The organism is Streptomyces tremellae, from assembly GCF_039540215.1.
Classification (GTDB): Bacteria; Actinomycetota; Actinomycetes; order Streptomycetales; family Streptomycetaceae; genus Streptomyces; species Streptomyces tremellae.
In genome coordinates, this window is record NZ_BAABEP010000019.1 from 57365 (window position 1) to 81576 (window position 24212).

Sequence of the window (24212 nt, forward strand, 5' to 3'; positions counted from 1 at the left end):
CGATCAACCCTTGACGGCGAGGCCGCGGCTGCGGAGTACCCACCGCTCCAGCGGACTGAAGACCAGCAGGTCCACCGCGATCCCGACGATCAGGATCAGGAAGATCGCCAGGAACACCATCGACATGCTGCTGTTGGTCCGGCCGTTCTCCAGCAGCTGGCCGAGGCCGATGCCGAGGTCGGGGGAGGACGCGATGATCTCCGCGGCCATCAGGGACCGCCAGGAGAACGCCCAGCCCTGCTTCAACCCCGCCAGATAGCCGGGCAGCGCGGCGGGCAGCACGATGTGCCAGGTGCCCCGCAGACCGGTCGCGCCGAGCGTACGCCCGGCCCGCAGGTACAGCGGCGGCACCTGGTCCACGCCGGAGACCAGGCCGTTCGCGATCGAGGGGACCGCGCCGAGCAGGATCACCGCGTACATCATGCGGTCGTTGAGGCCGAGCCAGATCACCGCGGGCGGCACCCACGCCACCGAGGGCAGCGACTGGAGGCCCGACAGGATGGGGCCGATCGCCGCACGCACCGGCCTGATCCGGGCGACCACGAGGCCCAGCGGGGTGCCGATGACCAGCGCGAGCAGGAAGCCCAGCAGGCCGCGCTCCACGCTCGTCCAGATGTAGCCGAGCAGGGTGCCCTGCTCCCAGGCGCCGGTCACCTCGCCCCACACGGCGCCGGGCGAGGGCAGCTTGTAGGCGGGTGCGACGTGCGCGAGGACGAGCAGTTCCCACACCACGAGCACCAGGACGACCGCGACGGCCGGCGGCAGCACCTTGTCCACCAGGGTGCGGCGCAGCGGCGCCCTGGCGGGGCCCGCGCTGCCGAGCGCGTCGAGACCCGCTTCGAGGCCCGCCAGGTCCTGCCCGGCGGGGGCGGGGCCCGCCGCGTCGGGCCGTGTCGTGTCAGTGCTGGCCATGGCGGCGGATCTCCCCACGGAGTTGTTCGGTGATCTCGACGGACAGGGCGGCCACGTCAGGGTCCTCGATGCGGCGCGGGTGCGGGATGCCGACCTGCCACTCGCGGGCCACCCGGCCGGGCCGCGACGACAGCAGGACGACCCGCTGGGCGAGCCGCACCGCCTCGCGCACGTTGTGCGTGACGAACAGGACCGACACGTCGGTCTCCTGCCAGATCCTCGTCAGCTCGTCGTGCAGGACGTCCCGGGTGATGGCGTCGAGCGCCGCGAACGGCTCGTCCATCAGCAGGAGCCTGCTGTCCTGGGCGAGCGCCCGCGCCAGCGCGACGCGCTGGCGCATGCCGCCCGACAGCTCGTGGACGCGCTTGCCGTACGCGCCGCCGAGGCGCACCAGGTCGAGCAGCCGCTCCGCCTCCGGGCGCCGCTCGGCGCGCGGCACCCCGCGCAGCCTGAGCGCGAGTTCGATGTTCTTGCCCGCGGTCAGCCAGGGGAAGAGGGCGTGTTCCTGGAACATCAGGGCGGGCCTGCCCCCGGTGGACACGGACCCGGCCGAGGGCTCGTCGAGCCCCGCGACAAGACCGAGCAGGGTGGACTTGCCGCACCCGGACGCCCCCAGGAGGGTGACGAACTCGCCGGGCGCGACGTCGAGCGTGATGTCGTCCAGGACGAGCTGGCGGCCTGCGGCCGTACCGAAGGCCTTCGAGACGTGGTCGAGCCGTGCGGCGGGCTCCACCGCCGTGGTCTCGTCGGCGGCCTTGACGAGCGGGGACGCCATGGTCGTCACCTCCAGGGAGCGGATGCGGGGAAGGGGCTGGGGAGCGGGGGCGCGGACACGACCTAGCGGGCGCCGAGCCCCGCGTCGGACACGGTGGGCCGCCCCTCGGACGCGAGGACCTTGTTCAGCGGGTCCAGGTCGTAGATGCCCTTGAGGTCCGGCTTCTTCAGCAGGCCCGCCTTGACGGCGTGGTCCGCCTCCGCCTGGAGCGTGGACGCCAGCGGATCGTCGGTGATCTTGATGGAGGGCCAGGCCGAGTCCAGCACGGAGGGCTTGAGCGCCTTGCCGGACAGCGACTTCAGCGCGGCGTTCGCGGACGCCTTCGCCCGGTCCGGGTTGGCGTTGATCCACTTGTTGGTGTCGACCGAGCCCTTCAGGACGGCCTCGACCACGTCCGGGTGCGCCTTCAGGAACGACTGCGACACCACGATGTTGGTGATCACGAACTTCTTGTCCGGCCACAGGTCCGACTCGTCGATCAGGGTCTTGCCGCCCTCGTCGAGGAGTTGCGACGCGGTCGGCTCCGGCACCCAGGCGCCGTCGATCTGCCCGGTCCTGAAGGCGTCCACGGTGACGCTGTTGTCCTCGCGCACCACCGACACGTCGCCCTTGCCCGACTGCGGGTCGACCTTCCAGCCCTTGCCGCTGAGCCAGTTGAGGAACGCAACGTCCTGCGTGTTGCCGAGCTGCGGGGTGGCTATCTTCTTGCCCTTGAGCGCGGCCACGGATGCGATCTTCTTCGGGTTCACCACCAGCTTCACCCCGCCGGAGGCCGAACCCCCGATGATGCGCAGGCTCTTGCCCCCCGACTGGGTGTAGCCGTTGATGGCGGGGGAGGGGCCGATGAAGCCGATGTCGACGCTGCCCGCGTTGAGCGCCTCGATCTCCGAGGGCCCGGCGTTGAACGTGGTGGTCTTCACCCGGGTGCCGCCCAGGTCCTTCTGGAAGATGCCACGCTGCACTCCCACGAGGGCGGTGGCGTGCGTCAGGTTCGGGAAGTAGCCGATCCTGACCTGGTCCGCGGAGAGCTTCTTGCCGCCCCCGCTCGAAGCGGGCGCGGCGGAGGCGCCCTTGTCGGCCTTGGAGCCGTAGCCGCACGACGTGAGCAGCAGCGCGGTCAGGGGCAGGGCGGCGGCGACGGCGAGGCGGCGGCGCGCGGAGGTACGGAGAACGGACATCGGGAGGCTGGTCCTCTCGGTGGCCCGGAACGCGCGCCGTCCGTCAGTGCGGAGGGCGCGGCCGGTACGGCGGCGGATGGAGGTCGGTCGGTTCTGGGCGCGGTACGGCGTGGGCGCGCGGGCAGTGCGCGTACGTCACCGCACACATCGGGCCACGCCGCCGGTGCCGGAGCCGAGTGTGCCGCTGCCCACCCGGCCGCCTTCCTTGGCGAACGTCCCGAAGACGTCGCGCGCCGCCTGCCCCATCAGAAGTCCCAGCCCTCGTCGGCCGCCCCTGCGGCGCTCTCCGCCGCCCCCGCCGCCCGCTCGGCGAAGGCGGAGCCCGCCATGCCGGCCGTCAGCGTGGTGCCGTCCGCCGGGTCGATCAGCAGGAAAGAGCCGGTACGGCGTGAGTCGGCGTACGCGTCCAGCGCGAGCGGTTCCGCGGTGCGCACCACGACCCGGCCGATGTCGTTCGCCACCAGCTGTCCGGGCGCGGGGTGCTGGGAGAGGTCCGCGAGGGTCAGCCGCGACGGGATGTCCTTGACGATCGCCTTCACCGTGCGCGTGGTGTGCTTGAGCAGCACGCGCTGCCCCACCACCAGCGGGCGGTCCGCGACATGGCACACCGTCGCCTCCACGTCCCTGGTGGTGGCGGGCGCGTCCGCGCTCGGCGCGATCAGGTCGCCGCGCGACACGTCGATGTCGTCGGCGAGCCGCACCGTCACCGACCGCGGCGCCCAGGCCGCCTGCACGCTCTCGCCGAGCGCGTCGATGCCCTCGATCACCGAGGTGCGGCCGGACGGCAGCACCGTCACGGCGTCCCCGACGCGCAGCACGCCCGAGGCGATCTGGCCCGCGTAGCCCCGGTAGTCGGGGTGCTCGGCCGACTGCGGCCTGATCACGTACTGCACGGGCAGGCGGGCGGGGCAGTCGGCGAGGTCATGGCTGACCGGCACGGTCTCCAGGTGTTCGAGTACCGTGGGCCCGCCGTACCAGTCCATGTGCGCGGACGCCTCCACCACGTTGTCCCCGGCGAGCGCGGAGATCGGGATCGCCGTCACCTCGGGCACGCCGAGCGACTCGGCGTACGCGGTGAACTCGGCGGCGATCCGCGCGAACACGGGCTCCGCGTACTCCACCAGGTCCATCTTGTTGACGGCGAGCACCACGTGCGGCACCCGCAGCAGCGCGGCGACCGCGGCGTGCCTGCGGGTCTGCTCCACGACGCCGTTGCGCGCGTCCACCAGCACCACGGCGAGCTCGGCGGTCGAGGCGCCCGTCACCATGTTGCGGGTGTACTGCACGTGCCCCGGCGTGTCCGCGAGGATGAACCGCCGCCGCGCGGTGGCGAAGTAGCGGTACGCCACGTCGATGGTGATGCCCTGCTCGCGCTCGGCGCGCAGGCCGTCGGTGAGCAGCGCCAGGTCGGGCGCGTCCTTGCCGCGGCTGCGCGAGGCGTGCTCCACGGCCTCCAGCTGGTCGGTCAGCACCGACTTGGAGTCGTGCAGCAGCCGGCCCACGAGTGTGGACTTGCCGTCGTCCACGGAGCCCGCGGTGGCGAAGCGCAGCAGTGTCGTCGCGGACAGCTGCCCGGTAGCGGTCGTCATGGCTAGAAGTACCCCTCGCGCTTGCGGTCTTCCATGGCCGCCTCGGACAGCTTGTCGTCGGCGCGGGTCGCGCCCCGCTCGGTCAGGCGGGCGGTCGCGACCTCGGCGATCACGGCGTCCAGCGTGGCGGCGTCGGAGTCGACCGCGCCGGTGCAGGACATGTCGCCGACCGTGCGGTAGCGCACCAGGCGCCGTTCCACGGGCTCCCCCTCCTTCGGGCCGCCCCACTCGCCCGCCGTCAGCCACATGCCGCCCCGCCTGAACACCTCGCGCTCGTGCGCGAAGTAGATCCCCGGCAGGTCGATGTGCTCGCGGGCGATGTACTGCCACACGTCGAGCTCGGTCCAGTTGGACAGCGGGAACACCCGCACGTGCTCGCCCGGGGCATGCCGGCCGTTGTACAGCTGCCACAGCTCGGGGCGCTGGCGGCGCGGGTCCCACTGCGAGAACTCGTCACGCAGCGAGAACACCCGCTCCTTCGCGCGGGCCTTCTCCTCGTCGCGCCGCCCGCCGCCGAACACCGCGTCGAACCGCTCCGACTGGATGCGCTCGGTCAGCGGCAGCGTCTGGAGCGGGTTGCGGGTGCCGTCGGGGCGCTCGCGCAGGGTGCCCGCGTCGATGTACTCCTGCACGGACGCGACGTGCAGCCGCAGCCCGTGCTCGGCGACCACCCGGTCCCTGAAGGCCAGCACCTCGGGGAAGTTGTGCCCGGTGTCGACGTGCAGCAGCGCGAACGGCACCGGCGCGGGCGTGAACGCCTTGAGCGCCAGGTGCAGCATGACGATCGAGTCCTTGCCGCCGGAGAAGAGGATCACAGGGCGCTCGAACTCGCCGGCCACCTCGCGGATGATGTGCACCGCCTCGGACTCCAGCGCGTCCAGGTGGCTGAGTGCGTACGGCGCGCCGGTCCCCTCCTGCGCGCCTCGTACGGTCGTCGTCACGCCAGGCCCCTCTCGGTGAGCAGCGTGTGCAGCGCCGCCGCGGACTCCTGCACGGACTGGGTGTGGGACGCGATGCGCAGATCCGGCGCCGAGGGCTCCTCGTACGGGTCGTCGACCCCGGTGAGGCCCGCTATCTCGCCCGCCGCCTGCTTCGCGTACAGGCCCTTCACGTCGCGCGCGGAGCAGACCTCGACGGGCGTGGCGACGTGCACCTCCAGATAGGGGGTGTCCTCGGCCTCGTGCCGCTTGCGCACCGCCTCGCGGCTGTCCGCGTACGGCGCGATGACCGGCACGAGCGCCTTCACGCCGTGCGACGCGAGGAGTTCGGCGACGAACCCGATGCGCTGCACGTTCGTGTGCCGGTCCGCGCGGCTGAAGCCGAGGCCCGCGGTGAGGAACGCGCGGATCTCGTCGCCGTCCAGTACCTCGACGCGGTGCCCTTCGGCGGCGAGCCGCCCGGCGAGCTCTCTCGCGATGGTGGTCTTGCCCGCGCTGGGCAGGCCGGTGAGCCAGACCGTGGCGCCCTGGTCCGTCACGCTCAACTGGGTCTCCTGGTGGTGGTCGGTGTCGTCGGTACGGTGGCCGCCGTGCCGCGGGCCGGGACGCTCTGCGGTCATCCGTGGATGCCGCATTCCGTCTTGCCGAGCCCCGACCAGCGTCCGGCGCGGCTGTCCTCGCCCTCCAGCAGCCGGCGGGTACAGGGCGCACAGCCGATCGAGCCGTAGCCGTCCATGAGCAGCGGATTGGTCAGCACCCCGTGCTCGGCCACGTACTGTTCCACGTCTTCCTGTGTCCACCGGGCGATCGGAGCAATCTTGACCTTGCCCCGCTTCTCGTCGAAGCCGACGACGGGCGTGCCCGCCCGTGTGGGGGACTCGTCGCGGCGCAGCCCGGTGGCCCAGGCGTCGTACCCCGCGAGGGCCTGGTCGAGAGGGGCCACCTTGCGCAGCGCGCAGCACAGGTCGGGGTCGCGGTCGTGCAGCCGGGGCCCGTACGCGGCGTCCTGCTCCGCGACGCTCTGGCGCGGGGTCAGCGTGACGACGTTCACGTCCAGCACGGCGGCGACCGCGTCCCGGGTGCCGATCGTCTCGGGGAAGTGGTAGCCGGTGTCCAGGAAGACCACGTCGACGCCGGGCAGGGCGCGGGACGCGAGGTGGGCGACGACGGCGTCCTCCATGGAGGAGGTCACGCAGAAGCGCCTGCCGAAGGTGGCGGCGGCCCAGTCGAGGATCTCGGCCGCGGACGCGTCCTCCAGGTCGCGGCCCGCCTGCTCGGCGAGGCCCCTGAGCCGGTCCGTCTCGGTCGCCGTGGTCATGTCCTGTCCCCTCCGCTCGTCTTCCGTCCGTCGCGTGCGGCTGCCCCGCGGGCGAGCAGCCCGGTGAAGCTGAGCCGGAACGCGCGGCTGCACGCCGTGCACTCCCAGGCCCCGTGGCCCTCCTCGCCGGGGCGCAGGTCCTCCTCGCCGCAGTAGGGGCAGTAGAACGGCGCGGCACGGCCCGTCACGACAGGGCTTCCTCGCCGGCCCGCGCCGCCCAGGCGGCGAAGCGCTCGCCGTTCTCACGCTCCTTCGTGTAGCGGGTCAGCACCCGCTCGACGTAGTCGGGCAGTTCGGACGCGGTGACCTTGAGGCCCCGCACCTTGCGGCCGAAGCCGGCGTCGAGGCCGAGCGCGCCGCCGAGGTGCACCTGGAAGCCCTCGACCTGGTTGCCGTCGTCGTCCAGCACCAGCTGGCCCTTGAGGCCGATGTCCGCGACCTGGATACGGGCGCAGGCGTTCGGGCAGCCGTTCACGTTGATGCTGATCGGCTCGTCGAAGTCCGGGAGCCTGCGCTCCAGTTCCTCGATGAGGTCCATGCCGCGCCGCTTCGTCTCGACGATCGCGAGCTTGCAGAACTCGATGCCCGTGCAGGCCATCACGCCGCGCCTGAACGGCGAGGGGCGGACCTGGAGTCCGAGCGCGTCGAGCCCGTCGACCAGCGACTCGACCCGGTCCTCGGCGACGTCGAGGATGAGCATCTTCTGCTCGACCGTGGTGCGCAGCCGGTCGGAGCCGTGCGCGGCCGCCAGGTCGGCGACCTTCGTCAGGGTCGCGCCGTCGACGCGGCCCACGCGCGGCGCGAAGCCGACGTAGAAGCGGCCGTCCTTCTGCGGGTGCACGCCGATGTGGTCGCGCCAGCGGGAGACGGGCTCGGCCGGGGCCGGGCCGTCGAGCAGCGCGCGCCCCAGGTACTCCTCCTCCAGCACGCGGCGGAACTCCTCCGGGCCCCAGTCGGCGACCAGGAACTTCAGGCGGGCGCGGGTGCGCAGCCTGCGGTAGCCGTAGTCGCGGAAGATGCCGACGACGCCGGCCCAGACCTCGGGCACCTCGGCGAGGGGCACCCAGGCGCCCAGCCGTACGCCGATGCGCGGGTTGGTGGACAGGCCGCCACCGACCCACAGGTCGAAGCCGGGGCCGTGCTCGGGGTGCTCGACGCCGACGAAGGCGATGTCGTTGATCTCGTGGACCACGTCGAGGACGGGCGAGCCGGAGATCGCGGTCTTGAACTTGCGGGGAAGGTTCGAGAACTCCTTGGAGCCGATGTACCGCTCGGTGATCTCGTCGATCGCGGGCGTGCCGTCGATGATCTCGTCGTCCGCGACCCCGGCGACGGGGGAGCCGAGGATCACCCTGGGCACGTCGCCGCAGGCCTCGGTGGTGCTCAGGCCGACGCCTTCGAGGCGGCGCCAGATCTCCGGCACGTCCTCGATCCCGATCCAGTGCAGCTGGATGTTCTGCCGGTCGGTGAGGTCCGCGGTCCCGCGCGCGAACTCCTGGGAGATCCCGCCGATGACGCGCAGCTGCTCGGCCGTCAGGCGCCCGCCGTCGATCCGCACGCGCATCATGAAGTAGCGGTCGTCCAGCTCCTCCGGTTCGAGGATCGCGGTCTTGCCGCCGTCGATACCGGGTTTGCGCTGGGTGTACAGGCCCCACCAGCGCATGCGGCCGCGCAGGTCCGCGGGGTCGATCGAGTCGAATCCGGCGTGGGCGTAAATCGTCTCAATGCGTGTCCGCACATTGAGACCGTCGTCGTCCTTCTTGCTCTGCTCGTTGCCGTTGAGCGGAGTGAAGTGGCCCTTGGCCCACTGGCCCTCGCCGCGGTGGCGGCTCGCCTTGCGGCGCGGGCGTGCTGGGGAGGGCTTTTCCGGCATGGCGGCCATGGCGATTACGTCCTTCGGGACTGCGGGAGGGCGGCTCTCAGCCGGACGCGCGCGCTGGTGCGCGGCTGCGCGCGGCCGGGGTAGGGCGTGGCGGTCGGAAGCGGGTGCGCTGGGACTCTCAGCCCGCCGAACAGATGGCGCTGGACATGCGTCCGAGGTCGACGTGGAGCCGACTCACCAGGGCGGTACCAGCACGAGACATGGAGAAAGCGTGTCATGGCGCGATCCGGCGAGTCCACCATTATCCGCGATGTGGACTCATGAGTACCGCATTGTGAGACGCTCTGTTCGGGGTCACACACCTTCCGAGGGCCGTGCGAAGGCGCCGGGCCACGGCCCGGGAGCCGCCGCGTCCCGCTCCTCGGCGACCCGGGTGTCGTACAGGGAGAAGCCGCGCCGCAGGTAGTTGGCCTTCGCGTGAGGGCCGTCCTGCGAGCAGGTGTGGAGCCACACCGTCCGGGTGGCGCCGAGCCCCGGCCACCGCTCGCCCAGGTCCCAGGCGCGCGCCGTCGCGTACGACAGGAGACGGCCGCCGATGCGCCGGCCGCGGAACGCGGGCAGCAGCCCGAAGTAGACGATCTCCACCGCACCCTCGGCCCCGGCCGCGAGCTCCGCGTACCCGGCGGGCGTGCCGTCCTCGTAGGCGACCCACGTCTCCGTGCCGGGGGCGGAGAGCAGCGCGCGCCACTCCTCGTAGCCGAGTCCGAGGCGGTCCGTCCAGCGCACGTCACCGCCGACCGCCGTGTAGAGGAAGCGGCTGAACTCGGGCGACGGCACGCCCGAGCGCACGATCCGCACGTCCCCGGCGGGCGCCGCTGCCGGGCGCAGGTCGGCGGGGGAGGTCTGCCGCAGGAACCAGGTGGTCACGGTGGTCGTGCTCATGGCGCAAGACAATCACGCCGCGCGCCGAGCACCGCGGGCGCGGTCGAGTGCGGCAGCAGGTCCGAGGGGTCGGCGGGCGCCACCACCTCCACCTCGACTTCCTCGCGGAAGCGGTACGGACGGTGGTCGAGCACCCCGGACAGGTGCCTGCGCACCCGCGACATCTCCGCCCGCACCGTCACCGCGCGCGAGGGGTCCCCGAACACGTCCGCGGCCAGCTCCGCCGCCGTACGCCCCGACCGGTGCAGGGCGAGCACGTACAGCAGCTCCGCGTGGCGCGGTGTGAGCTCCTTGCGCCAGCCGCCCGCCGACCCCGACACCGCGACCCAGCAGCGCCGCGCCCCGCTCACGTCGAGGACCACCCGGCTCGCCGCCTCCCGCGGCCGCTCGGCCGCCAGCCGCAGCAGCCAGCCGCCCGGCAGCGGCTCCGCCGTGCACACCCCCAGCACCGGGTGCCACAGCCGGCCCGCGCCGAACGACTTCGGCAGCACGACCCGGTCCACCGGCGCCATGCCCGTCACCGCCGCGGTCCAGCCGTGCGGGTCCACCACCACGGCGCGCCCGCGCACCCGGCTCAGCAGCGGCGCGGCCACCGACCGCAGCCGCTCCACCGCGGCCCGGTGCCGCTCCCGCAGGTCGCTCTCGGCGAGCCGCGCCACCGAGGCGACGAGCGGCAGCGTCGACGGGTGGAAGCCGCGGGCGGGACCCGACACGTCGACCGTGCCGAGCAGCCGCCCGTCGCGCGGGTCGCGTACCGGCGCCGCCGCGCACGTCCAGCCGGCCAGCGCCGCCACGAAGTGCTCGGCCGCGTGCACCCGGAGCGCCTTGCCGGCCGCGATCGCCGTGCCGATCGCGTTGGTGCCCGTGGCGTGCTCGGCCCACACCGCCCCCTCCTCAAGGCGTATCCCCTCGGCCCTGCGCAGCACGCCCGCGTCGCCGGTGCGCCACAGCACCGTGCCCTCCGCGTCGGTGACCGCGACCATCTGCGCCGTCGTCTCGGCCAGTTCGGTCAGGGCCGCCTCCACGGTCGGCATCGCGCCGCCGAGCGCCGAGGAACGCCTGCGGTGCTCCAGCTCCTCGATCCCCACCTCAAGACGCTCGCCCTGCCGGTCGGGCCGCACGCCGAGCCGCGCCATGCGCTCCCACGAGGCGCCGATCTCGGGCCGGGGGGCGACCGGCGGACGCTCGCCGGCGAGTTCGGCCTCCCGCACCCGGTGCAGCAGGCGCAGGGCGTGCCCGGCGTCCTGGGCGACGAGCCTGGCCAGATCGAGCGGTGCGTCCTTCATCATGTCCCCTCGACGGATGACTACACGGCCGGGCGGCAGGCCGCGGAGCACCTCCGCGGCGCACGCGTACGTACCGGTAACGATTTCCATGCTGCAACGGTGTGCAACCCTGGCGTACCCGGGTCCCGGTGTAAGAGAGTTGAGGGTGCGTCAGGGGTGGTGCCGTGTCGGCGCGGCACCACCCCTGACGCGCCCGGCCGCTCAACTCGCCGCGGGAGCCGCCCGGTCCACCACCGACGCCAGGTCGAGGCCGTGCGGCAGGGTGCCGAACGCCGCGCCCCCCTCGCCGCCGAGGCGTGCCGCGCAGAACGCGTCGGAGACCGCGGGCGGCGCCCACCGCACGAGCAGCGAGCCCTGGAGCACCAGCGCCATCCGCTCCACCACGCGCCGCGCCCGGCCCTCCACACCCTCCAGGTCGCCGAGTTCGCCGAGCATGTCCTTGACCGCGGCGTCCAGCCGGTGGTCGCCGCCGCGCGCCGCGCCCAGCTCCGTCAGGAACGCGTCGAGCGCCCCGGGCTCCCGCTGCACCGCCCGCAGCACGTCGAGCGCCTGCACGTTGCCCGAGCCCTCCCAGATCGAGTTGAGCGGCGACTCGCGCAGCAGCCGCGGCATGCCCGACTCCTCCACATAGCCGTTGCCGCCGAGGCACTCAAGGGCCTCCGCGACCAGCGGCGTACAGCGCTTCGTCACCCAGTACTTGGCGACCGGCACCGCGATCCGCAGGAACGCGCGCGCCCCGGCAGCCTCCGGCCCGTCCGAGTGCGCCGTGTCGTAGGCCGCCGCGAGCCGCAGCGCGAGCACCGTCGCCGCCTCCGACTCGACCGCGAGGTCCGCCAGCACGTTGCGCATCAGCGGCTTGTCGACCAGCTCGCCGCCGAACGCCCGCCGGTGGGTGGCGTGGTGGACGGCCTGCGCGACCGCCTGCCGCATCACAGCGGCCGAACCCAGCACGCAGTCGAGGCGGGTGGCCGCCACCATCTCGATGATGGTGCGCACGCCCCGGCCCTCCTCGCCGACCCGGCGCGCCCACGTGTCCTCGAACTCCACCTCGGACGAGGCGTTGGACCGGTTGCCCAGCTTGTCCTTGAGCCGCTGGATACGGAACACGTTGCGCGCCCCGTCCGGCAGGACCCGGGGCACCAGGAAGCACGTCAGGCCGTCCCCGGCCTGCGCGAGCACCAGGAACCCGTCGCTCATCGGCGCCGAGCAGAACCACTTGTGGCCCGTGAGGAGGTACTCGCCCGCCGCGTCCAGCGGCCTGGCCGCCGTGGTGTTCGCCCGGACGTCGCTGCCGCCCTGCTTCTCCGTCATCCCCATCCCGAACAGCGCGCCCGGCTTGCGCTCCGCGGGCGCGAGCCCCGGCTCGTACGTGTGGGCCGTCAGCCGCGGCTCCCACACGGCCGCGAGCTCCGGCTCCGCGCGCAGCGCGGGCACCGCCGCGTGCGTCATCGACACCGGGCAGCCGTGGCCCTGTTCGGCCTGCGACCAGACGAAGAACCCGGCCGCGCGGCGCACGTGCCCCGCGGGCCTGCCCCAGGCGTCGGTGAGCCCGGCGGAGACCGCGTGCCCGAGCAGCCGGTGGTACGAGGGGTGGTAGGCGACCTCGTCGATCCGGTGGCCGTAGCGGTCGTGGGTGCGCAGCACGGGCGGGTTGCCGTTCGCCTCCGCGGCCCACTCCTGGGCCTGCGCGGAGCCCGCGGCCACGCCGAGCGCTCCGAGCTCCTCGCGCACTTCGCCGAGGAGGTCCGCGGGGGTGTGCCGCTCGACCGCGTCGGCCAGCGCGCGGTCCGTGCCGAACACGTCGTACCCCACCAGGAGCGGAACCTGGTTGGTCACTGTGTGGGTGCTGGGTGCCATACGGATACGGTAAGTAGGTGCAGGCAGCAAAAGAAACACCCGAGCCGCCATCCGGGCGGCTGCGCCGGGCCCGTGTGCTCTACCGCAATGTGCCGAAGCGGAAGATGGCCTGGCATCTCCTCAAGGACACGGTCAACTCCTGCATGGAGTACCGGATCCTGGGGCTCGCGGCGGAGGCGGCGTTCTGGACGCTGCTGTCGTTGCCGCCGCTGTTGCTGGCGCTGATCGGTCTGCTCGGCTATGTCGACGCGTGGACCGACACCCACACCGTGGCGTCGATCGACAAGAACATCCTCACCGCCGTCGGCACGGTCCTCTCCGACCGGGGCGTCAACCAGATCGCCAAGCCGCTGCTCCAGGACGTCACCGAGGGCGGCAGGCCGGACGTCGTCTCGATCGGCTTCGCGATCTCCCTGTGGTCGGGCTCCCGCGCGGTCAACGTCTTCGTCGACACCATCACCGTCATGTACGGGCTCGACGGCAGGCGCGGCATCGTCGCGACCCGCATCCTCTCCTTCCTGCTCTATCTGGCGGGACTGGTCATCGGGGCGATCGTGCTGCCGCTCGCGGTGGTCGGCCCCGACCGGCTCGTCGAGCTGCTGCCGTGGGGCACCGAGGTCATCAGCGTCCTGTACTGGCCCGTGGTGATCGTCCTGTCGATCGCCTTCCTCACAACGCTCTACCACGTGTCCGTGCCGGTCAGGGCGCCGTGGATCGAGGACGTGCCGGGCGCGCTGATCGCGCTCGCCATGTGGGTGCTCGGCAGCTTCGTCCTGCGGATCTACGTCACCAGCCAGATCGAGGGCCCCACCATCTACGGCTCGCTCGCCGCGCCCATCGCGGTGCTGCTGTGGATCGGTGTGTCCGCGTTCGCGGTCCTGGTGGGCGCCGCGGTGAACGCGGCGGTCGACCGGGTCTGGCCGTCCCTGGCCACCGCCGCGGCCCGCGCCTCGAACGAGCGGCTGCGCGCCGCCCAGTCCGCCGAGCTGATCTCCCGGGCCGCCGCCGCCTCGGCCCGCGCCCAGGACGCGAGCGACCCCGACATGCCTTCGGAGTTCCCCGAGCGCTGGTCGCGCTTCCTGCCGCCCGACGACCTCAAGAGCCGGCTGCGCGCCCAGGACAGGGACAAGGACCGCGAGCGGGACAGGCAGCACGGCCGCCACCGCGACCGCGGCGACCCGGACGGCTGACCGGCTGACCGCCGGGGCCGGGCCACGTGCGGGCGCCGGGGTCCGGGTCCGCGCCGCCCGGCCCGGCGGGGCGTACGTCACCGATACGTAAGGGGCGGCGCGGACCTGCGGGCCCCCGCCTGCGGGGACACTGGAGGGATGCACACCATCCTCGTCGTCGACGACGACCCGACCGTCGCCGAGGTCGTCACCGCCTACCTGGAGCGCGCCGGGTTCCTCGTCGACCGCGCGGCGGACGGCCCCGAGGCGCTGCGCCTGGCCGCGGCGAACGAGCCCGCGCTCGTCGTCCTCGACCTGATGCTGCCCGGCATGGACGGCCTCGACGTCTGCCGCAGGCTGCGTGAGCGCGGCCCGGTGCCGGTGATCATGCTGACCGCGCGCGGCGACGAGGACGACCGGATCCTCGGCCTTGAGATCGGCGCCGACGACTACGTCACCAAGCCGTTCAGCCCCCGCGAGCTGGTCCTGCGGGTCGAGTCGGTCCTGCGCAGGCGCCACGGCGAGCCACCGCAGGGGTCGGAGGGCGTGCTGCGCCTCGCGGGGCTCACCCTCGACAGGTCCGCGCGCAGCGCGGCCAAGAACGGCCGCCCGCTCACGCTGACCCTGCGCGAGTTCGACCTGCTCGCGCACCTGATGCGCCACCCCGGCGTCGCCATCGGCAGGGAGCAGCTGATGCGCGACGTGTGGGGCTGGGAGTTCGGGGACCTGTCCACCGTCACGGTCCATGTGCGCAGGCTGCGCGGCAAGGTCGAGGACGACCCCGCGAGCCCCCGGCTGATCAGGACGGTCTGGGGCGTGGGCTACCGCTTCGACGTGCCGTACGACACGGTCGGGGACGCCAGGCCCGGTGCGGGGCCGCTGGGAGCGGGGCCGTCGTGAGCATGCTGGTCATCGCCGGGTACGCCTTCTGCGGCGCGGCAGCGGCGGGGCTGCTCGGGGCGCTCGCGCTGCGGCTGCTGCGCGGCCGCAGCGTCGCGGTCGCGCTCACCGTCGTCGCCGCGGTCGCCGTCACGGCGATGCTCGCGGGCACGCTCGCCGTGGCGGAGGCGATGTTCCTCTCCGGGCACGACCTGTCCGTCGTCACCACCGTAGCGGCGATGGCCGCCGTCGTGTCGATGGCGACGGCGCTGCTCCTCGGCCGCTGGGTGGTCGCCCGCAGCCGTGAACTGACGCTCGCCGCCCGGTCCTTCGGGGAGGGCGGCTCCTTCGCCGCGCCCGGCGGCGCGTCCACGGCGGAACTCACGGCGCTCAGCGACGAGCTCGCCGCCACCAGCGAGCGCCTCGCCCGCTCCCGGGAGCGCGAACGCGCGCTGGAGAGCTCGCGTCGCGAGCTGGTCGCGTGGATCTCGCACGACCTGCGCACGCCCCTGGCCGGCCTGCGCGCCATGTCGGAGGCGCTTGAGGACGGCGTGGTCCAGGATCCTGCGCGCTACTTCCGGCAGATCACGGCCGAGGTCGACCGGCTGAACTCGATGGTGGGCGACCTGTTCGAGCTCTCCAACATCCACGCGGGCACACTGCCGCTCTCGCCGACCCGGATGTCGGTGTACGACCTGGTGGGGGAGGCCCTGGCGGGCGCCGACCCGCTGGCGAGGGAGCACGGGGTGCGGCTCGTGGGGGACCGGGTCGACTCCGCTCCGGTCGAGGTCGACGGCAAGGAGATGACGAGGGTCCTGGCGAACCTCCTGGTCAACGCGATCCACCGGACGCCGGCCGACGGCACGGTCGCGGTCGCGGCCGAACTGCGCGACGACAGCGTCGTGCTGTCGGTGACGGACGGCTGCGGCGGCATCCCCGCCGAGGACCTGCCCCGGGTCTTCGACACCGGCTGGCGCGGCAGTCAGGCGAGGACGCCCCCCGCGGGCGCCGGGCTCGGGCTCGCGATCGTGCGCGGGATCGTGGAGGCGCACCAGGGCCACGCCGCCGTGCGCAATGTGGCGGGTGGCTGCCGGTTCGAGGTCACGCTGCCCGCCGCCGCCACGGCGGGCGGCTGACGGCGGGCGGGGGCGGCCCTGTGCACCGGGCCGCCCCCGCCGTACGGGCCGTGCGCGCCGAGCGGCCGTCGCCGCGGGCCGTGCGCGCCCCGGCGCCTGCTAGAAGACGCTCAGGCCGTACGCGTTGAGCGCCTCGGTCACCGGCTGGAAGAACGTGGTGCCGCCGGAGGTGCAGTCGCCGCTGCCGCCCGAGGTCAGGCCGAGAGCTTTCGAGCCGTCGAACAGCGGGCCGCCGCTGTCGCCGGGCTCCGCGCAGACGTTGGTCTGGATGAGGCCGGAGACCGTGCCCTCCGCGTAGCGGACGGTGGCGTTGAGCGCCTGGACCGTGCCGGTGTGGACGCCGGAGGTGGAGCCGCTGCGGGTCACGCGCTCACCGACGGTGGCGTTGCCCGAGGTCGTGATGTCCTGGTACGAGCCGTTGTAGAGGTCGACCCGGCCGTCGTTGGCGGTGGCGGCGCTGCTGAGCTTGATCAGGCCGTAGTCGTTGCCGGGGAACTGCGAGTCCGCGGTGGTGCCGACGCGGGTGCCGCTCGTGGTGGACCAGGTGGTGCCGCCCTCCGCGGTGCAGTGGCCCGCGGTCAGGGCGTAGTACGTGCTGCCGGTGCGCACGTTGAAGCCGAGGGAGCAGCGGAACTCGGAGTTCTGGATGGCGTCGCCGGCCGCCACCAGCGGCTTGAACTGGCCGGACGCGTGCTTGACGGTGAGCTTCGAGGTGTCGGGGACGGCGCTCTTGAGCTTCGCCACCTCGGCGGGCGTCACCGTGCTGTCCACCGTGACGACGACCTTGCCCGACGCCGGGTCGGTGTACCAGGCCGTGCCGGCCGAGGCAGTCTGGCCGACGGCGGTGCTGGTGGCCGCGAGCGCCGCGGCGGTCGCGCTGGGGGTCGCGGCGGGGGCGGGCTGGGCGAGCGCCGAGGGCGCGGCGAGGGCGGCGACGGCCACGGCCGCCGCGGCGACGGCGGTGTAGCGGACGCGTCTGGAGACGGTGGAGCGGCTGGTGAGGCGCTTGCTGGTCACTGAGATCCTCCTGGGTGGGGGTGCTGACGGCTCGTCGGGTGGTCGGGCCGCGGAGGCGCGATCGTCCACGGCCGCTCGGGTTTTGGCTGTGAACCTGTCAATCGCATGGACTGAATCTTTGGGTCCGGTTGCCGCGGTGACAAGGCCGAGAACCGGACCCGCGCGGGCGCCCCGGCGGGCGGGGCCGGACGGGCGGGGCCCCGCGCGGCGGTCGGGTGTGTGGAGTGCGGAGAGCCCGTGCGGTGGCGGCGGGACCGCGGCCTGGCGGGTGTGCGTGACGAGGTGATTACGGGACGTATCGGCGCTTTGCCCGGTCGGCGATCTTGGCCGGATCGGCGCGTCACCGGTCTACGCGCGCTGACGCGGTCGCGCCGGCCCGCTCCGGTCGCGGCTCGCGGTGCGCGTGTGACACGCGTCACTCAAGGAATGCCGGCATATCGTTTATGTTTTAACCAATTGGTTGAAGCGTCATTCACTTGGATGGTGCGCTTCCCGCTGACCACTGGGCTGAGAAAGGCACTACGACATGACCGACCCCGTCAAGCTCGCCGTCGTCTACTACTCCTCCACCGGCACCAACTCGGAGGTGGCCAAGGCACTCACGGAGGCGGCCGAGAAGGCAGGAGCGGAGGTCCGCCTCCGCCGCGTCGCCGAGCTCGCCCCGCAGGCGGCCATCGACTCCAACCCGGCCTGGGCCGCGCACCACGCCGCGAGCGCCGACATCGCCGTGGCCGCGCCCGAGGACGTCGAGTGGGCGGACGCCGTGATCTTCGGTGGGCCCACCCGCTTCGGCAACATCCCCTCGCAGCTGAAGCAGTTCATCGACACGCTCGGCGGGCTGTGGGCGCAGGGCAAGCTGGCCGACAAGGTCTACAGCGGCTTCGCGTCCTCCGCGACCCTGCACGGCGGCCAGGAGTCCACGCTGCTCGCCCTGTACAACTCCTTCCACCACTTCGGCGGCATCGTCGTGGCGCCGGGTTACACCGACCCGGCGAAGTTCGCCGACGGCAACCCGTACGGCACCTCCCACGTCGACGCGCAGGGCAGCATCCCGGTGGGTGACGAGACCCGCGAGGCCGCCCGGGTGCAGGCCGAGCGCGTCGTCCGGATCGCCGGGCGGCTCAAGGCCACGGCCGGCGAGTGAACAGGCACACGCCGCTGCCGCGTTGAGTCGCGGCGGCGGTCGTGCCCGCCAGGGGCCGGCCGGTCGTGGCGACCCGCCGGCCCCTTCGCGTGCCGGGCGGTGCCCGCCGGGCCTGAGGCGTACCTTCCGGGGTATCCGGCAGGCGAGCCGGCGGAAGGGGCAGCCCGTGAGCGGCATCGGCATCGGCAGCGCGGGGAGCGCGGACGACGGCATCCTGATCCTGGCCGTGCTCGCGGCGCTGGCCGCCGCGGCCATGCTCGCCGCCGCGGTCGTCCTCGCCGTACGCCTGGTGCGGGCACGCCGCGCGCTGCGCAGGGCGGGCCTGCCCGCGGGCCGGCGCTGGGTGTTCTGGGCGGCCCTCGTCTACCTCGTGCTCCCCACCGACCTGCTGCCCGATCCGGTGTACCTGGACGACATCGGGGTGCTGCTGCTCGCCCTGCGCGCCCTGGCCGCGGACGCGCCGTCCGGCGCCGCGGTCCGCGCGGCGGCCTCCGCGCCGGTGCGGGCCCGGCGCAGGCAGCGGACGTAGCGGCCGCCGCGTCCAGCGGTCGCGCGCTCGCCCGCGATGTGCCGATGATCGGACGTGGAGCAGAGGACACGGGAAGACCCCCTGTTCGTACGGCCCATGCTGGCCGTCCCCGCGCCGGTCCCCGAGGACGGCGGATGGGCGTTCGAGGTCAAGTGGGACGGCGTCCGGTGCGTGGTCGGCGCGCCGGGCGACGGCACGGTCCGGCTCGCCGCGCGCACCGGCACCGACATCACGGGGCGCTATCCGGAACTCGCGCCCCTCGGTGCGCTGCTCGGCCGCAGGCCCGCCGTGCTCGATGGCGAGATCGTCGTACTCGACGCGTCCGGAGTCCCGGACTTCGGCCTGCTCCAGCGGCGGATGGGCGTCACCGCCCCCCGCCGCGCCGCCGCGCTCGCCCGCACCTGGCCCGTGCGCCTCGTCCTGTTCGACGTCCCGCGCCTCGACGGCAGACCGCTGCTGCGCGTCCCGTACGAGGAGCGGCGCGCCGTCCTCGCCGGGCTCGGCCTCGAAGGGCCGTACTGGTCCGTCCCCGCCCACCTCGCGGGCCGCGGCGGCGACGCGTGGCGGGCCACCCGCGAGCACGGGTACGAGGGCGTCGTCGCAAAGCGGCTCTCCTCCCCGTACGCCCCCGGCGTGCGCTCACCCCACTGGCGCAAGGCGCGCCATCTCGTCACGCTCGACGTCGTCATCGGCGGCTGGAACGCGGGCCGCGGCGGTCTCGGCGGCCTGCCGGGATCGGTCCTGGTGGGTGTGGACGAGGGTGCGGGCCTGCGGTACGCGGGCGCCGTGGGCTCCGGGCTCTCCGGCGGGGAGCGCGACGAGCTCGCCCGCTACTTCCGGGTGCTCGCCCGCGAGACCTCCCCCTTCGTGGGCCCGGTGGACGTGCCCGCGCCGCACTGGGTGGAGCCGCGGCTCGTCGCCGAGGTCACCTTCTCCGGCTGGACCGCGGCGGGGCTCGTGCGCCAGCCGGTCTGGCACCGGCTGCGGCCCGACCTGACCCGGCTCGACTGACCTGGCGTGTTTCGATCCCCGATTCGGGGTGACGCGGTGGATGACAGCACCTCTCCGAAACAGGTCAGGACGTGAACGGCATGACCGACAACCAGAAGTCGCAGGCCAAGGGCGAGCAGGTCAAGGGCAAGTCCAAGGAGGCCATGGGCCGCATGGTCGGCAACGAGCGGATGACGGCCGAGGGGCGTGCGGAGAAGGCCAAGGGCGACGCCCGCCAGGCCAAGGAGAAGGGCAAGGACGTCTTCAAGGACTGATTCCGCCGGAGCAGACGGCCTCCGGGGCCTCCCGGAAGACCGGCCGGGGGAGACATCCCCTCGCCGGTGACACGGCTCGGCGCCCGCCACGACGGCGGGCGCCGAGCCGTGTCACGGCGGCGGACGGGCGGCCCGGTGACGCAGCTCACCGACTGCCGCGCGGAAAGGGGCGCATGGCACCCCCGGAGGCGGGGCACCCGGCGCATCGAGCGCTCCGCTTCCCGCCTCTTCTGCCTCGGAGACCACCGTGCTGATGGCCCACCCCGCGATCCTGCGCAACCTCGTCGAGCAGTACCGGACCCTCCGCGCTCTGCACGCGGAGAAGGGCACCGCGGAGTCCCGCAGGCGCCTTGAGGACGTCACCTACACCCTGTGCGTCTCCACCGGCACCCGTACCCCCGAGGAGGCCCTGGTCGTCGCCGACCGGCGCCTCGCCCAGGAACGCGCGGAGGCCGCAGACCCGGCGGCCACCGCCGAGCCCGCAGCCTGAGAGCTCCGAAGAGTCGGGACAGCAGCAACAGCCTGGGACAGCCCGTCAGTTGAGGGTGTCCGGGTCGGGGCCCGTGCGCATGCCCCGGTCGAGGGCCGCGAGCGCGTCCAGCTCGGCGGGCGACAGCTCGAAGCCGAAGACGTCCAGGTTCTGCCGGATGCGCCCGGGTGTGACCGACTTGGGGATGACGACGTTCCCCAGCTGGAGGTGCCAGCGCAGCACGACCTGCGCGGGCGTCCTGCCGTGGCGCTCGGCGATCCGCGTGACCGCCTCCTCCCCGAGGAGGGCGCCCTGCGCGAGCGGGCTCCACGCCTCGGTGGCGATACCGTGTGCGGCGTGGAAGGCCCGCAGCTCCCGCTGCTGGAGCCCCGGGTGGAGTTCGATCTGGTTGACCGCGGGTACGGTCCCCGAGTTGTCGATCAGCCGCTCCAGGTGCGCGGGCTGGAAGTTGGACACGCCGATCGCGCGGACCCTGCCGTCGGCGAGCAGCTTCTCGAACGCCCGCCAGGTGTCCAGGTAGGCGTCCTTGGCCGGGGCGGGCCAGTGGATCAGGTACAGGTCGACGTGGTCGAGGCCGAGCTTCTCCAGCGAGGCGTCGTACGCGGCGAGCGCGGCGTCGTGGCCCTGGTCGGCGTTCCACAGCTTGGTGGTGACGAACAGGTCCTCGCGGGCGATGCCGGAGGAGGCGATGGCGCGGCCCACGCCGCGCTCGTTGCCGTAGACGGCCGCGGTGTCGATGCTGCGGTAGCCGGCCCTGAGCGCGGCGGTGACCGCCGCGTCGGTCTCGTCGTCCGGCACCTGGAAGACGCCGAAGCCGAGCTGCGGCATCGAGACGCCGTTGTTGAGGGTGATCGAGGGGATGTCCGTGGACACGGTGTGCTCCTTCTGGGAGATCGGAGACGAACGGGGGAGTGGGGGAGGGGCCGCGGGCCCCTTCGGACCGGCGCGGCGCAGCGCCTCGGGGGCTCGTCCTTCGGGGCCTACGCTCGCCGGCCGGCCGGGGGCGTCGCGTACGGCCGGGGGCGTTTCACGCGGCAGGGACCGCGCCTGGCGGCCCGCCCCGGTCAGCCGGCCGCGCGGCCCGGAGCCGACGCCGGCTCCTCCTGGGCGGCGGCGGGGCGGGCCTGGGCGGACGACAGGCCACCGCGCCCGCGCTCGACGGTGCGGCGTTCGAGGAGCGCCGACACCACGGCGAGCACCAGCGCGGAGGCCGCGAGGGCGGCGCCGACCCCGTTCGGGGCGGTGTAGCCAGCGCCCGCCGAGATGACGAGTCCGCCGAGCCAGGCGGACAGCGCGTTGCCCGCGTTGAAGGCGCCGATGTTCACGGCGGACGCCAGGGTGGGCGCGGCGTGGGCGTGGTCGAGGACCCGCTTCTGGAGCGGCGGCACGGTGGCGAAGCCGAGCGCGCCGATCAGGAACACCGCCACGGCGGACGCGGCCTTGTCGTGCGCGCCCACCGTGAACAGGGCGAGTACGACGGCGAGTCCGCCGAGCGCCGTGTACAGCATCGGCATCAGCCTGCGGTCGGCGAACCGGCCGCCGAGGAGGTTCCCCACGACCATGCCGAGCCCGAACAGCACCAGCAGCCAGGTCACGGACGACTCGGCGTACCCGGCGACGCGGGTCATCATCGGCGCGATGTAGGTCACGGCTGCGAAGACCCCGCCGAAGCCGAGGACGGTCATCGCCATGGCGAGCAGCACCTGCACGTTCGCGAAGGCGGCGACCTCGTGCCGCAGCCGCACGTCCGCGGGCTTCGGCACGTCGGGCACGAGCTTCGCGATGCCCGCGAGGCCCACCACGCCGAGCGCGGCGACGATCAGGAAGGTGACACGCCAGCTGGTGTGCTGGCCCACGAGGGTGCCGAGCGGCACGCCGACGACATTGGCGACGGTGAGCCCGGTGAGCATCATCGAGATGGCGCCCGCCTTCTTCTCGGGGGCCGCCAGTTCCGCCGCGACCACGGAGCCGATGCCGAAGAACGCGCCGTGCGCCAGCGACGCCACGACCCGGCCGGCGACCATCAGGCCGAAGGTCGGCGCCAGGGCCGAGAGCAGGTTGCCCGCGACGAACAGCACCATCAGCAGCATCAGCATCCGCCGACGGGAGACCTTCGTCCCGAGGACCGTCATCAGCGGCGCGCCCAGCATCACCCCGAGCGCGTAGCCGGTGACGAGGAAGCCGGCGGTCGGCACGGACACGCCGAAGTCGCCCGCGATGTCGGGGAGCAGCCCCATGACGACGAATTCGGTGGTGCCGATCCCGAAGGCCCCGACGGCGAGGGCCAGGAGCGCGAGAGGCATGGAGGACCTTTCTCCGGCGTGAGCTTTTTACGTGCGTTGACAATAATTGCACACGCTGACTAATGCAAACGCGGAGTAACGGTCTTCGCGGATAGTGCGTGGACGTCGGTGCATCCGGGTGCCTCGGCGCCTCCGCCGCCCCGCACCGGCGTTCCGCGCCCCCACCCCGATGTCCGAATCCCGCTCGTCAGGAGCCGGGGGCGGGGTCACACTGGACGGCATGACACAAGCGGCGATGGACGAGGACACCCGGTACGAGGCGGTCGCGGGCCGCGACGCGCGGTTCGACGGCGTCTTCTTCTTCGCCGTGGAGACCACCGGCATCTACTGCCGCCCGAGCTGCCCCGCCGTCACCCCCAAACGGCGCAACGTGCGGTTCTTCCCGACGGCCGCGGCCGCCCAGGCCCACGGCTTCCGCGCCTGCCGCAGATGCAGACCCGACGCCGTGCCGGGGTCGGCCGAGTGGAACGTGCGTGCCGACGTCGTCGGCCGCGCCATGCGCATGATCGGCGACGGCGTGGTGGACCGCGAGGGCGTCCCCGGGCTCGCGGACCGGCTCGGCTACAGCACCCGCCAGGTGCAGCGCCAGCTCACCGCGGAGCTGGGCGCGGGCCCCATCGCGCTCGCCCGCGCCCAACGGGCCCACACCGCGCGGATCCTGCTCCAGACCACGGGCCTTCCGGTCACCCGGATCGCGTTCGCCGCCGGCTTCGCCAGCGTGCGCCAGTTCAACGACACCGTCCGGCAGATCTACGCCCGCACCCCGAGCGAGCTGCGCGCCGAGGCGGGCACCGGCACACCGCGGACCGCGGCGGGCGCGGGCATCCCGCTGCGGCTCGCCCACCGCGGCCCCTACGCCGCCCGCGCCCTCTTCGACCTGCTGGCCCGCGAGGCGCTGCCCGGCGTGGAGGAGGTCACAGGCCCGCCGGGCGTCCGCACGTACCGCCGCACACTACGGCTGCCGCACGGGCCCGCGACGGCCGCGGTCGAGGAGCGGCGCCACGCCGGGCGGCCCGGGACTCCGGGGCCGTCGGGCTGGCTCGACGCCCGCCTCCACCTCACCGACCTGCGCGACCTCACCACCGCCGTGCAGCGGCTGCGCCGCCTGTTCGACCTGGACGCAGACCCGTACGCCGTGGACGGGCGGCTCGCCGCCGACCCCAGGCTCGCGGGCGCCGTCGCCGCAACGCCCGGACTGCGCTCGCCGGGAGCCGCCGACCCCGAGGAGTACGCGCTGCGCGCCGTGCTGGGACCCGAGGCGGCGGCCGCGGCCGTCCTTGCGCACCGCGAGGACGCGCCCGCACCCGGCGGCGGGCCCGCCCGCCTCTTCCCGGCGGCCGGGGCGCTGCGCGGCCACCCGCTGGCAGGACCGCTCGCCGCCGCCCTCGCGGACGGCACCGTACGGCTCGACCCGGGCGCCGACCGCGACGAGACGGAGCGCGCGCTGCGCGCGGTGCCCGGGGTGGACGCGCGTACGGCGGCGCTCATCCGGATGCGGGCGCTCGGCGACCCCGACGTGTGGCCCGCGGAACCCGAGGCGGACAGGGCGCACGAGGCGTGGCGGCCCTGGCGGTCGTACGCGGCGCACCACACCGGTCTGGTGTGACCCGCGCCGGGGCTCCGGTACGGCAACGCGGGACGGCCGCGCACGGGCGTGTGCCCG

General features: G+C 73.7%; 25 protein-coding genes. 9 read left to right on the top strand and 16 right to left on the bottom strand.

Annotated features, from left to right (window positions below):
- Positions 1–3 precede the first annotated feature (3 nt).
- The 13 genes from ABEA77_RS15850 to ABEA77_RS15910 form a co-directional block, all read right to left on the bottom strand.
- A complete protein-coding gene (locus ABEA77_RS15850; RefSeq protein WP_345647126.1) occupies positions 4–912 on the bottom strand; it encodes an ABC transporter permease in 909 nt (302 codons plus the stop codon).
- The gene (locus tag ABEA77_RS15855) at positions 899–1687 is read right to left on the bottom strand and encodes an ABC transporter ATP-binding protein (protein WP_345647129.1); all 789 of its coding nucleotides are present in this window, start codon (positions 1685–1687) and stop codon (positions 899–901) included. Before ABEA77_RS15855 ends, ABEA77_RS15850 begins: the two co-directional genes overlap by 14 nt.
- A 62-nt stretch (positions 1688–1749) precedes the next feature.
- Positions 1750–2865 carry an aliphatic sulfonate ABC transporter substrate-binding protein gene (locus tag ABEA77_RS15860; protein WP_345647132.1) on the bottom strand — a complete coding sequence of 372 codons (1116 nt, stop codon included), beginning with the start codon at positions 2863–2865 and terminating at the stop codon, positions 1750–1752.
- A 245-nt stretch (positions 2866–3110) separates the two neighbouring features.
- Positions 3111–4454, bottom strand: a complete 1344-nt coding sequence (locus tag ABEA77_RS15865; protein WP_345647135.1) for a sulfate adenylyltransferase subunit 1 — start codon at positions 4452–4454, stop codon at positions 3111–3113.
- Positions 4455–4456: 2 nt separating this feature from the next.
- On the bottom strand, positions 4457–5395 hold the full coding sequence (gene cysD / locus ABEA77_RS15870; protein WP_345647138.1) for a sulfate adenylyltransferase subunit CysD: 939 nt from the start codon (positions 5393–5395) through the stop codon (positions 4457–4459).
- Positions 5392–5937, bottom strand: a complete 546-nt coding sequence (gene cysC, locus ABEA77_RS15875) for an adenylyl-sulfate kinase (protein ID WP_345647234.1) — start codon at positions 5935–5937, stop codon at positions 5392–5394. Before cysC ends, cysD begins: the two co-directional genes overlap by 4 nt.
- Positions 5938–6008: 71 nt before the next feature.
- The gene (locus tag ABEA77_RS15880; RefSeq protein ID WP_345647141.1) at positions 6009–6710 is read right to left on the bottom strand and encodes a phosphoadenylyl-sulfate reductase; all 702 of its coding nucleotides are present in this window, start codon (positions 6708–6710) and stop codon (positions 6009–6011) included.
- The gene (locus ABEA77_RS15885; protein WP_345647144.1) at positions 6707–6898 is read right to left on the bottom strand and encodes a hypothetical protein; all 192 of its coding nucleotides are present in this window, start codon (positions 6896–6898) and stop codon (positions 6707–6709) included. The genes ABEA77_RS15880 and ABEA77_RS15885 overlap by 4 nt, the downstream gene beginning before the upstream one ends.
- On the bottom strand, positions 6895–8592 hold the full coding sequence (locus ABEA77_RS15890; RefSeq protein WP_345647147.1) for a nitrite/sulfite reductase: 1698 nt from the start codon (positions 8590–8592) through the stop codon (positions 6895–6897). Before ABEA77_RS15890 ends, ABEA77_RS15885 begins: the two co-directional genes overlap by 4 nt.
- Positions 8593–8710: 118 nt before the next feature.
- On the bottom strand, positions 8711–8794 hold the full coding sequence (locus ABEA77_RS15895) for a putative leader peptide (RefSeq protein ID WP_425588283.1): 84 nt from the start codon (positions 8792–8794) through the stop codon (positions 8711–8713).
- 92 nt (positions 8795–8886) lie between these two features.
- On the bottom strand, positions 8887–9474 hold the full coding sequence (locus tag ABEA77_RS15900; RefSeq protein WP_345647150.1) for a GNAT family N-acetyltransferase: 588 nt from the start codon (positions 9472–9474) through the stop codon (positions 8887–8889).
- Positions 9471–10760 carry a helix-turn-helix domain-containing protein gene (locus ABEA77_RS15905; protein ID WP_345647237.1) on the bottom strand — a complete coding sequence of 430 codons (1290 nt, stop codon included), beginning with the start codon at positions 10758–10760 and terminating at the stop codon, positions 9471–9473. The genes ABEA77_RS15900 and ABEA77_RS15905 overlap by 4 nt, the downstream gene beginning before the upstream one ends.
- 201 nt (positions 10761–10961) lie before the next feature.
- Positions 10962–12617, bottom strand: coding sequence for an acyl-CoA dehydrogenase family protein (locus ABEA77_RS15910; RefSeq protein ID WP_345647153.1), 1656 nt, complete (start codon positions 12615–12617; stop codon positions 10962–10964).
- Between the two features lie 17 nt (positions 12618–12634).
- Here ABEA77_RS15910 and ABEA77_RS15915 point away from each other — a divergent pair, with 17 nt between their 5' ends.
- From ABEA77_RS15915 to ABEA77_RS15925, 3 genes are all read left to right on the top strand, one after another.
- Positions 12635–13807: a YihY/virulence factor BrkB family protein gene (locus ABEA77_RS15915; protein WP_345647156.1), complete on the top strand. Its 1173-nt coding sequence runs from the start codon at positions 12635–12637 to the stop codon at positions 13805–13807.
- Between the two features lie 138 nt (positions 13808–13945).
- Positions 13946–14686, top strand: coding sequence for a response regulator transcription factor (locus ABEA77_RS15920; protein WP_345647159.1), 741 nt, complete (start codon positions 13946–13948; stop codon positions 14684–14686).
- Between the two features lie 2 nt (positions 14687–14688).
- On the top strand, positions 14689–15801 hold the full coding sequence (locus ABEA77_RS15925) for a sensor histidine kinase (protein ID WP_345647240.1): 1113 nt from the start codon (positions 14689–14691) through the stop codon (positions 15799–15801).
- Positions 15802–15900: 99 nt separating this feature from the next.
- On the opposite strand, the gene ABEA77_RS15930 is transcribed toward ABEA77_RS15925, so the two are convergent.
- Positions 15901–16818, bottom strand: a complete 918-nt coding sequence (locus ABEA77_RS15930; RefSeq protein WP_345647162.1) for a S1 family peptidase — start codon at positions 16816–16818, stop codon at positions 15901–15903.
- 526 nt (positions 16819–17344) lie between these two features.
- Between ABEA77_RS15930 and wrbA the strand changes: the two genes are divergently transcribed.
- The 5 genes from wrbA (at position 17345) to ABEA77_RS15955 (ending at position 20246) form a co-directional block, all read left to right on the top strand.
- Entirely contained in the window at positions 17345–17962 is a 618-nt protein-coding gene (wrbA, locus tag ABEA77_RS15935; RefSeq protein WP_345647165.1) for an NAD(P)H:quinone oxidoreductase, read from the top strand.
- Between the two features lie 253 nt (positions 17963–18215).
- A complete protein-coding gene (locus ABEA77_RS15940; RefSeq protein WP_345647243.1) occupies positions 18216–18491 on the top strand; it encodes a DUF1232 domain-containing protein in 276 nt (91 codons plus the stop codon).
- Positions 18492–18587: 96 nt separating this feature from the next.
- On the top strand, positions 18588–19502 hold the full coding sequence (ligD, locus tag ABEA77_RS15945) for a non-homologous end-joining DNA ligase (protein WP_345647246.1): 915 nt from the start codon (positions 18588–18590) through the stop codon (positions 19500–19502).
- Between the two features lie 80 nt (positions 19503–19582).
- On the top strand, positions 19583–19756 hold the full coding sequence (locus tag ABEA77_RS15950) for a CsbD family protein (protein ID WP_345647168.1): 174 nt from the start codon (positions 19583–19585) through the stop codon (positions 19754–19756).
- A 247-nt stretch (positions 19757–20003) separates the two neighbouring features.
- Entirely contained in the window at positions 20004–20246 is a 243-nt protein-coding gene (locus tag ABEA77_RS15955) for a DUF5133 domain-containing protein (protein WP_345647171.1), read from the top strand.
- 45 nt (positions 20247–20291) lie between these two features.
- On the opposite strand, the gene ABEA77_RS15960 is transcribed toward ABEA77_RS15955, so the two are convergent.
- Together ABEA77_RS15960 and ABEA77_RS15965 are read right to left on the bottom strand one after the other, a co-directional pair.
- Complete coding sequence (locus tag ABEA77_RS15960) at positions 20292–21074, bottom strand: aldo/keto reductase (protein WP_345647249.1); 783 nt, start codon at positions 21072–21074, stop codon at positions 20292–20294.
- 236 nt (positions 21075–21310) lie between these two features.
- Positions 21311–22549: an MFS transporter gene (locus tag ABEA77_RS15965; RefSeq protein WP_345647174.1), complete on the bottom strand. Its 1239-nt coding sequence runs from the start codon at positions 22547–22549 to the stop codon at positions 21311–21313.
- Positions 22550–22769: 220 nt separating this feature from the next.
- On the opposite strand from ABEA77_RS15965, the gene ABEA77_RS15970 reads away from it, so the two are divergent.
- Positions 22770–24155 (top strand): AlkA N-terminal domain-containing protein, encoded by a 1386-nt coding sequence (locus tag ABEA77_RS15970; protein WP_345647177.1) that lies wholly within the window; start codon positions 22770–22772, stop codon positions 24153–24155.
- Positions 24156–24212 lie beyond the last annotated feature (57 nt).

Coding starts and splice junctions, on each gene's coding strand:
- wrbA (WP_345647165.1), top strand. CDS start 17,345: ATGACCGACCCCGTCAAGCTCGCCGTCGTCTACTACTCCTCCACCGGC.
- ligD (WP_345647246.1), top strand. CDS start 18,588: ATGCTGGCCGTCCCCGCGCCGGTCCCCGAGGACGGCGGATGGGCGTTC.
- ABEA77_RS15960 (WP_345647249.1), bottom strand. CDS start 21,074: ATGCCGCAGCTCGGCTTCGGCGTCTTCCAGGTGCCGGACGACGAGACC.
- ABEA77_RS15950 (WP_345647168.1), top strand. CDS start 19,583: ATGACCGACAACCAGAAGTCGCAGGCCAAGGGCGAGCAGGTCAAGGGC.
- ABEA77_RS15865 (WP_345647135.1), bottom strand. CDS start 4,454: ATGACGACCGCTACCGGGCAGCTGTCCGCGACGACACTGCTGCGCTTC.
- ABEA77_RS15900 (WP_345647150.1), bottom strand. CDS start 9,474: ATGAGCACGACCACCGTGACCACCTGGTTCCTGCGGCAGACCTCCCCC.
- ABEA77_RS15855 (WP_345647129.1), bottom strand. CDS start 1,687: ATGGCGTCCCCGCTCGTCAAGGCCGCCGACGAGACCACGGCGGTGGAG.
- ABEA77_RS15895 (WP_425588283.1), bottom strand. CDS start 8,794: ATGTCTCGTGCTGGTACCGCCCTGGTGAGTCGGCTCCACGTCGACCTC.
- ABEA77_RS15940 (WP_345647243.1), top strand. CDS start 18,216: ATGCTCGCCGCCGCGGTCGTCCTCGCCGTACGCCTGGTGCGGGCACGC.
- ABEA77_RS15920 (WP_345647159.1), top strand. CDS start 13,946: ATGCACACCATCCTCGTCGTCGACGACGACCCGACCGTCGCCGAGGTC.
- ABEA77_RS15890 (WP_345647147.1), bottom strand. CDS start 8,592: ATGGCCGCCATGCCGGAAAAGCCCTCCCCAGCACGCCCGCGCCGCAAG.
- ABEA77_RS15905 (WP_345647237.1), bottom strand. CDS start 10,760: ATGAAGGACGCACCGCTCGATCTGGCCAGGCTCGTCGCCCAGGACGCC.
- ABEA77_RS15860 (WP_345647132.1), bottom strand. CDS start 2,865: ATGTCCGTTCTCCGTACCTCCGCGCGCCGCCGCCTCGCCGTCGCCGCC.
- ABEA77_RS15880 (WP_345647141.1), bottom strand. CDS start 6,710: ATGACCACGGCGACCGAGACGGACCGGCTCAGGGGCCTCGCCGAGCAG.
- ABEA77_RS15850 (WP_345647126.1), bottom strand. CDS start 912: ATGGCCAGCACTGACACGACACGGCCCGACGCGGCGGGCCCCGCCCCC.
- ABEA77_RS15910 (WP_345647153.1), bottom strand. CDS start 12,617: ATGGCACCCAGCACCCACACAGTGACCAACCAGGTTCCGCTCCTGGTG.
- ABEA77_RS15970 (WP_345647177.1), top strand. CDS start 22,770: ATGACACAAGCGGCGATGGACGAGGACACCCGGTACGAGGCGGTCGCG.
- ABEA77_RS15925 (WP_345647240.1), top strand. CDS start 14,689: ATGCTGGTCATCGCCGGGTACGCCTTCTGCGGCGCGGCAGCGGCGGGG.
- ABEA77_RS15965 (WP_345647174.1), bottom strand. CDS start 22,549: ATGCCTCTCGCGCTCCTGGCCCTCGCCGTCGGGGCCTTCGGGATCGGC.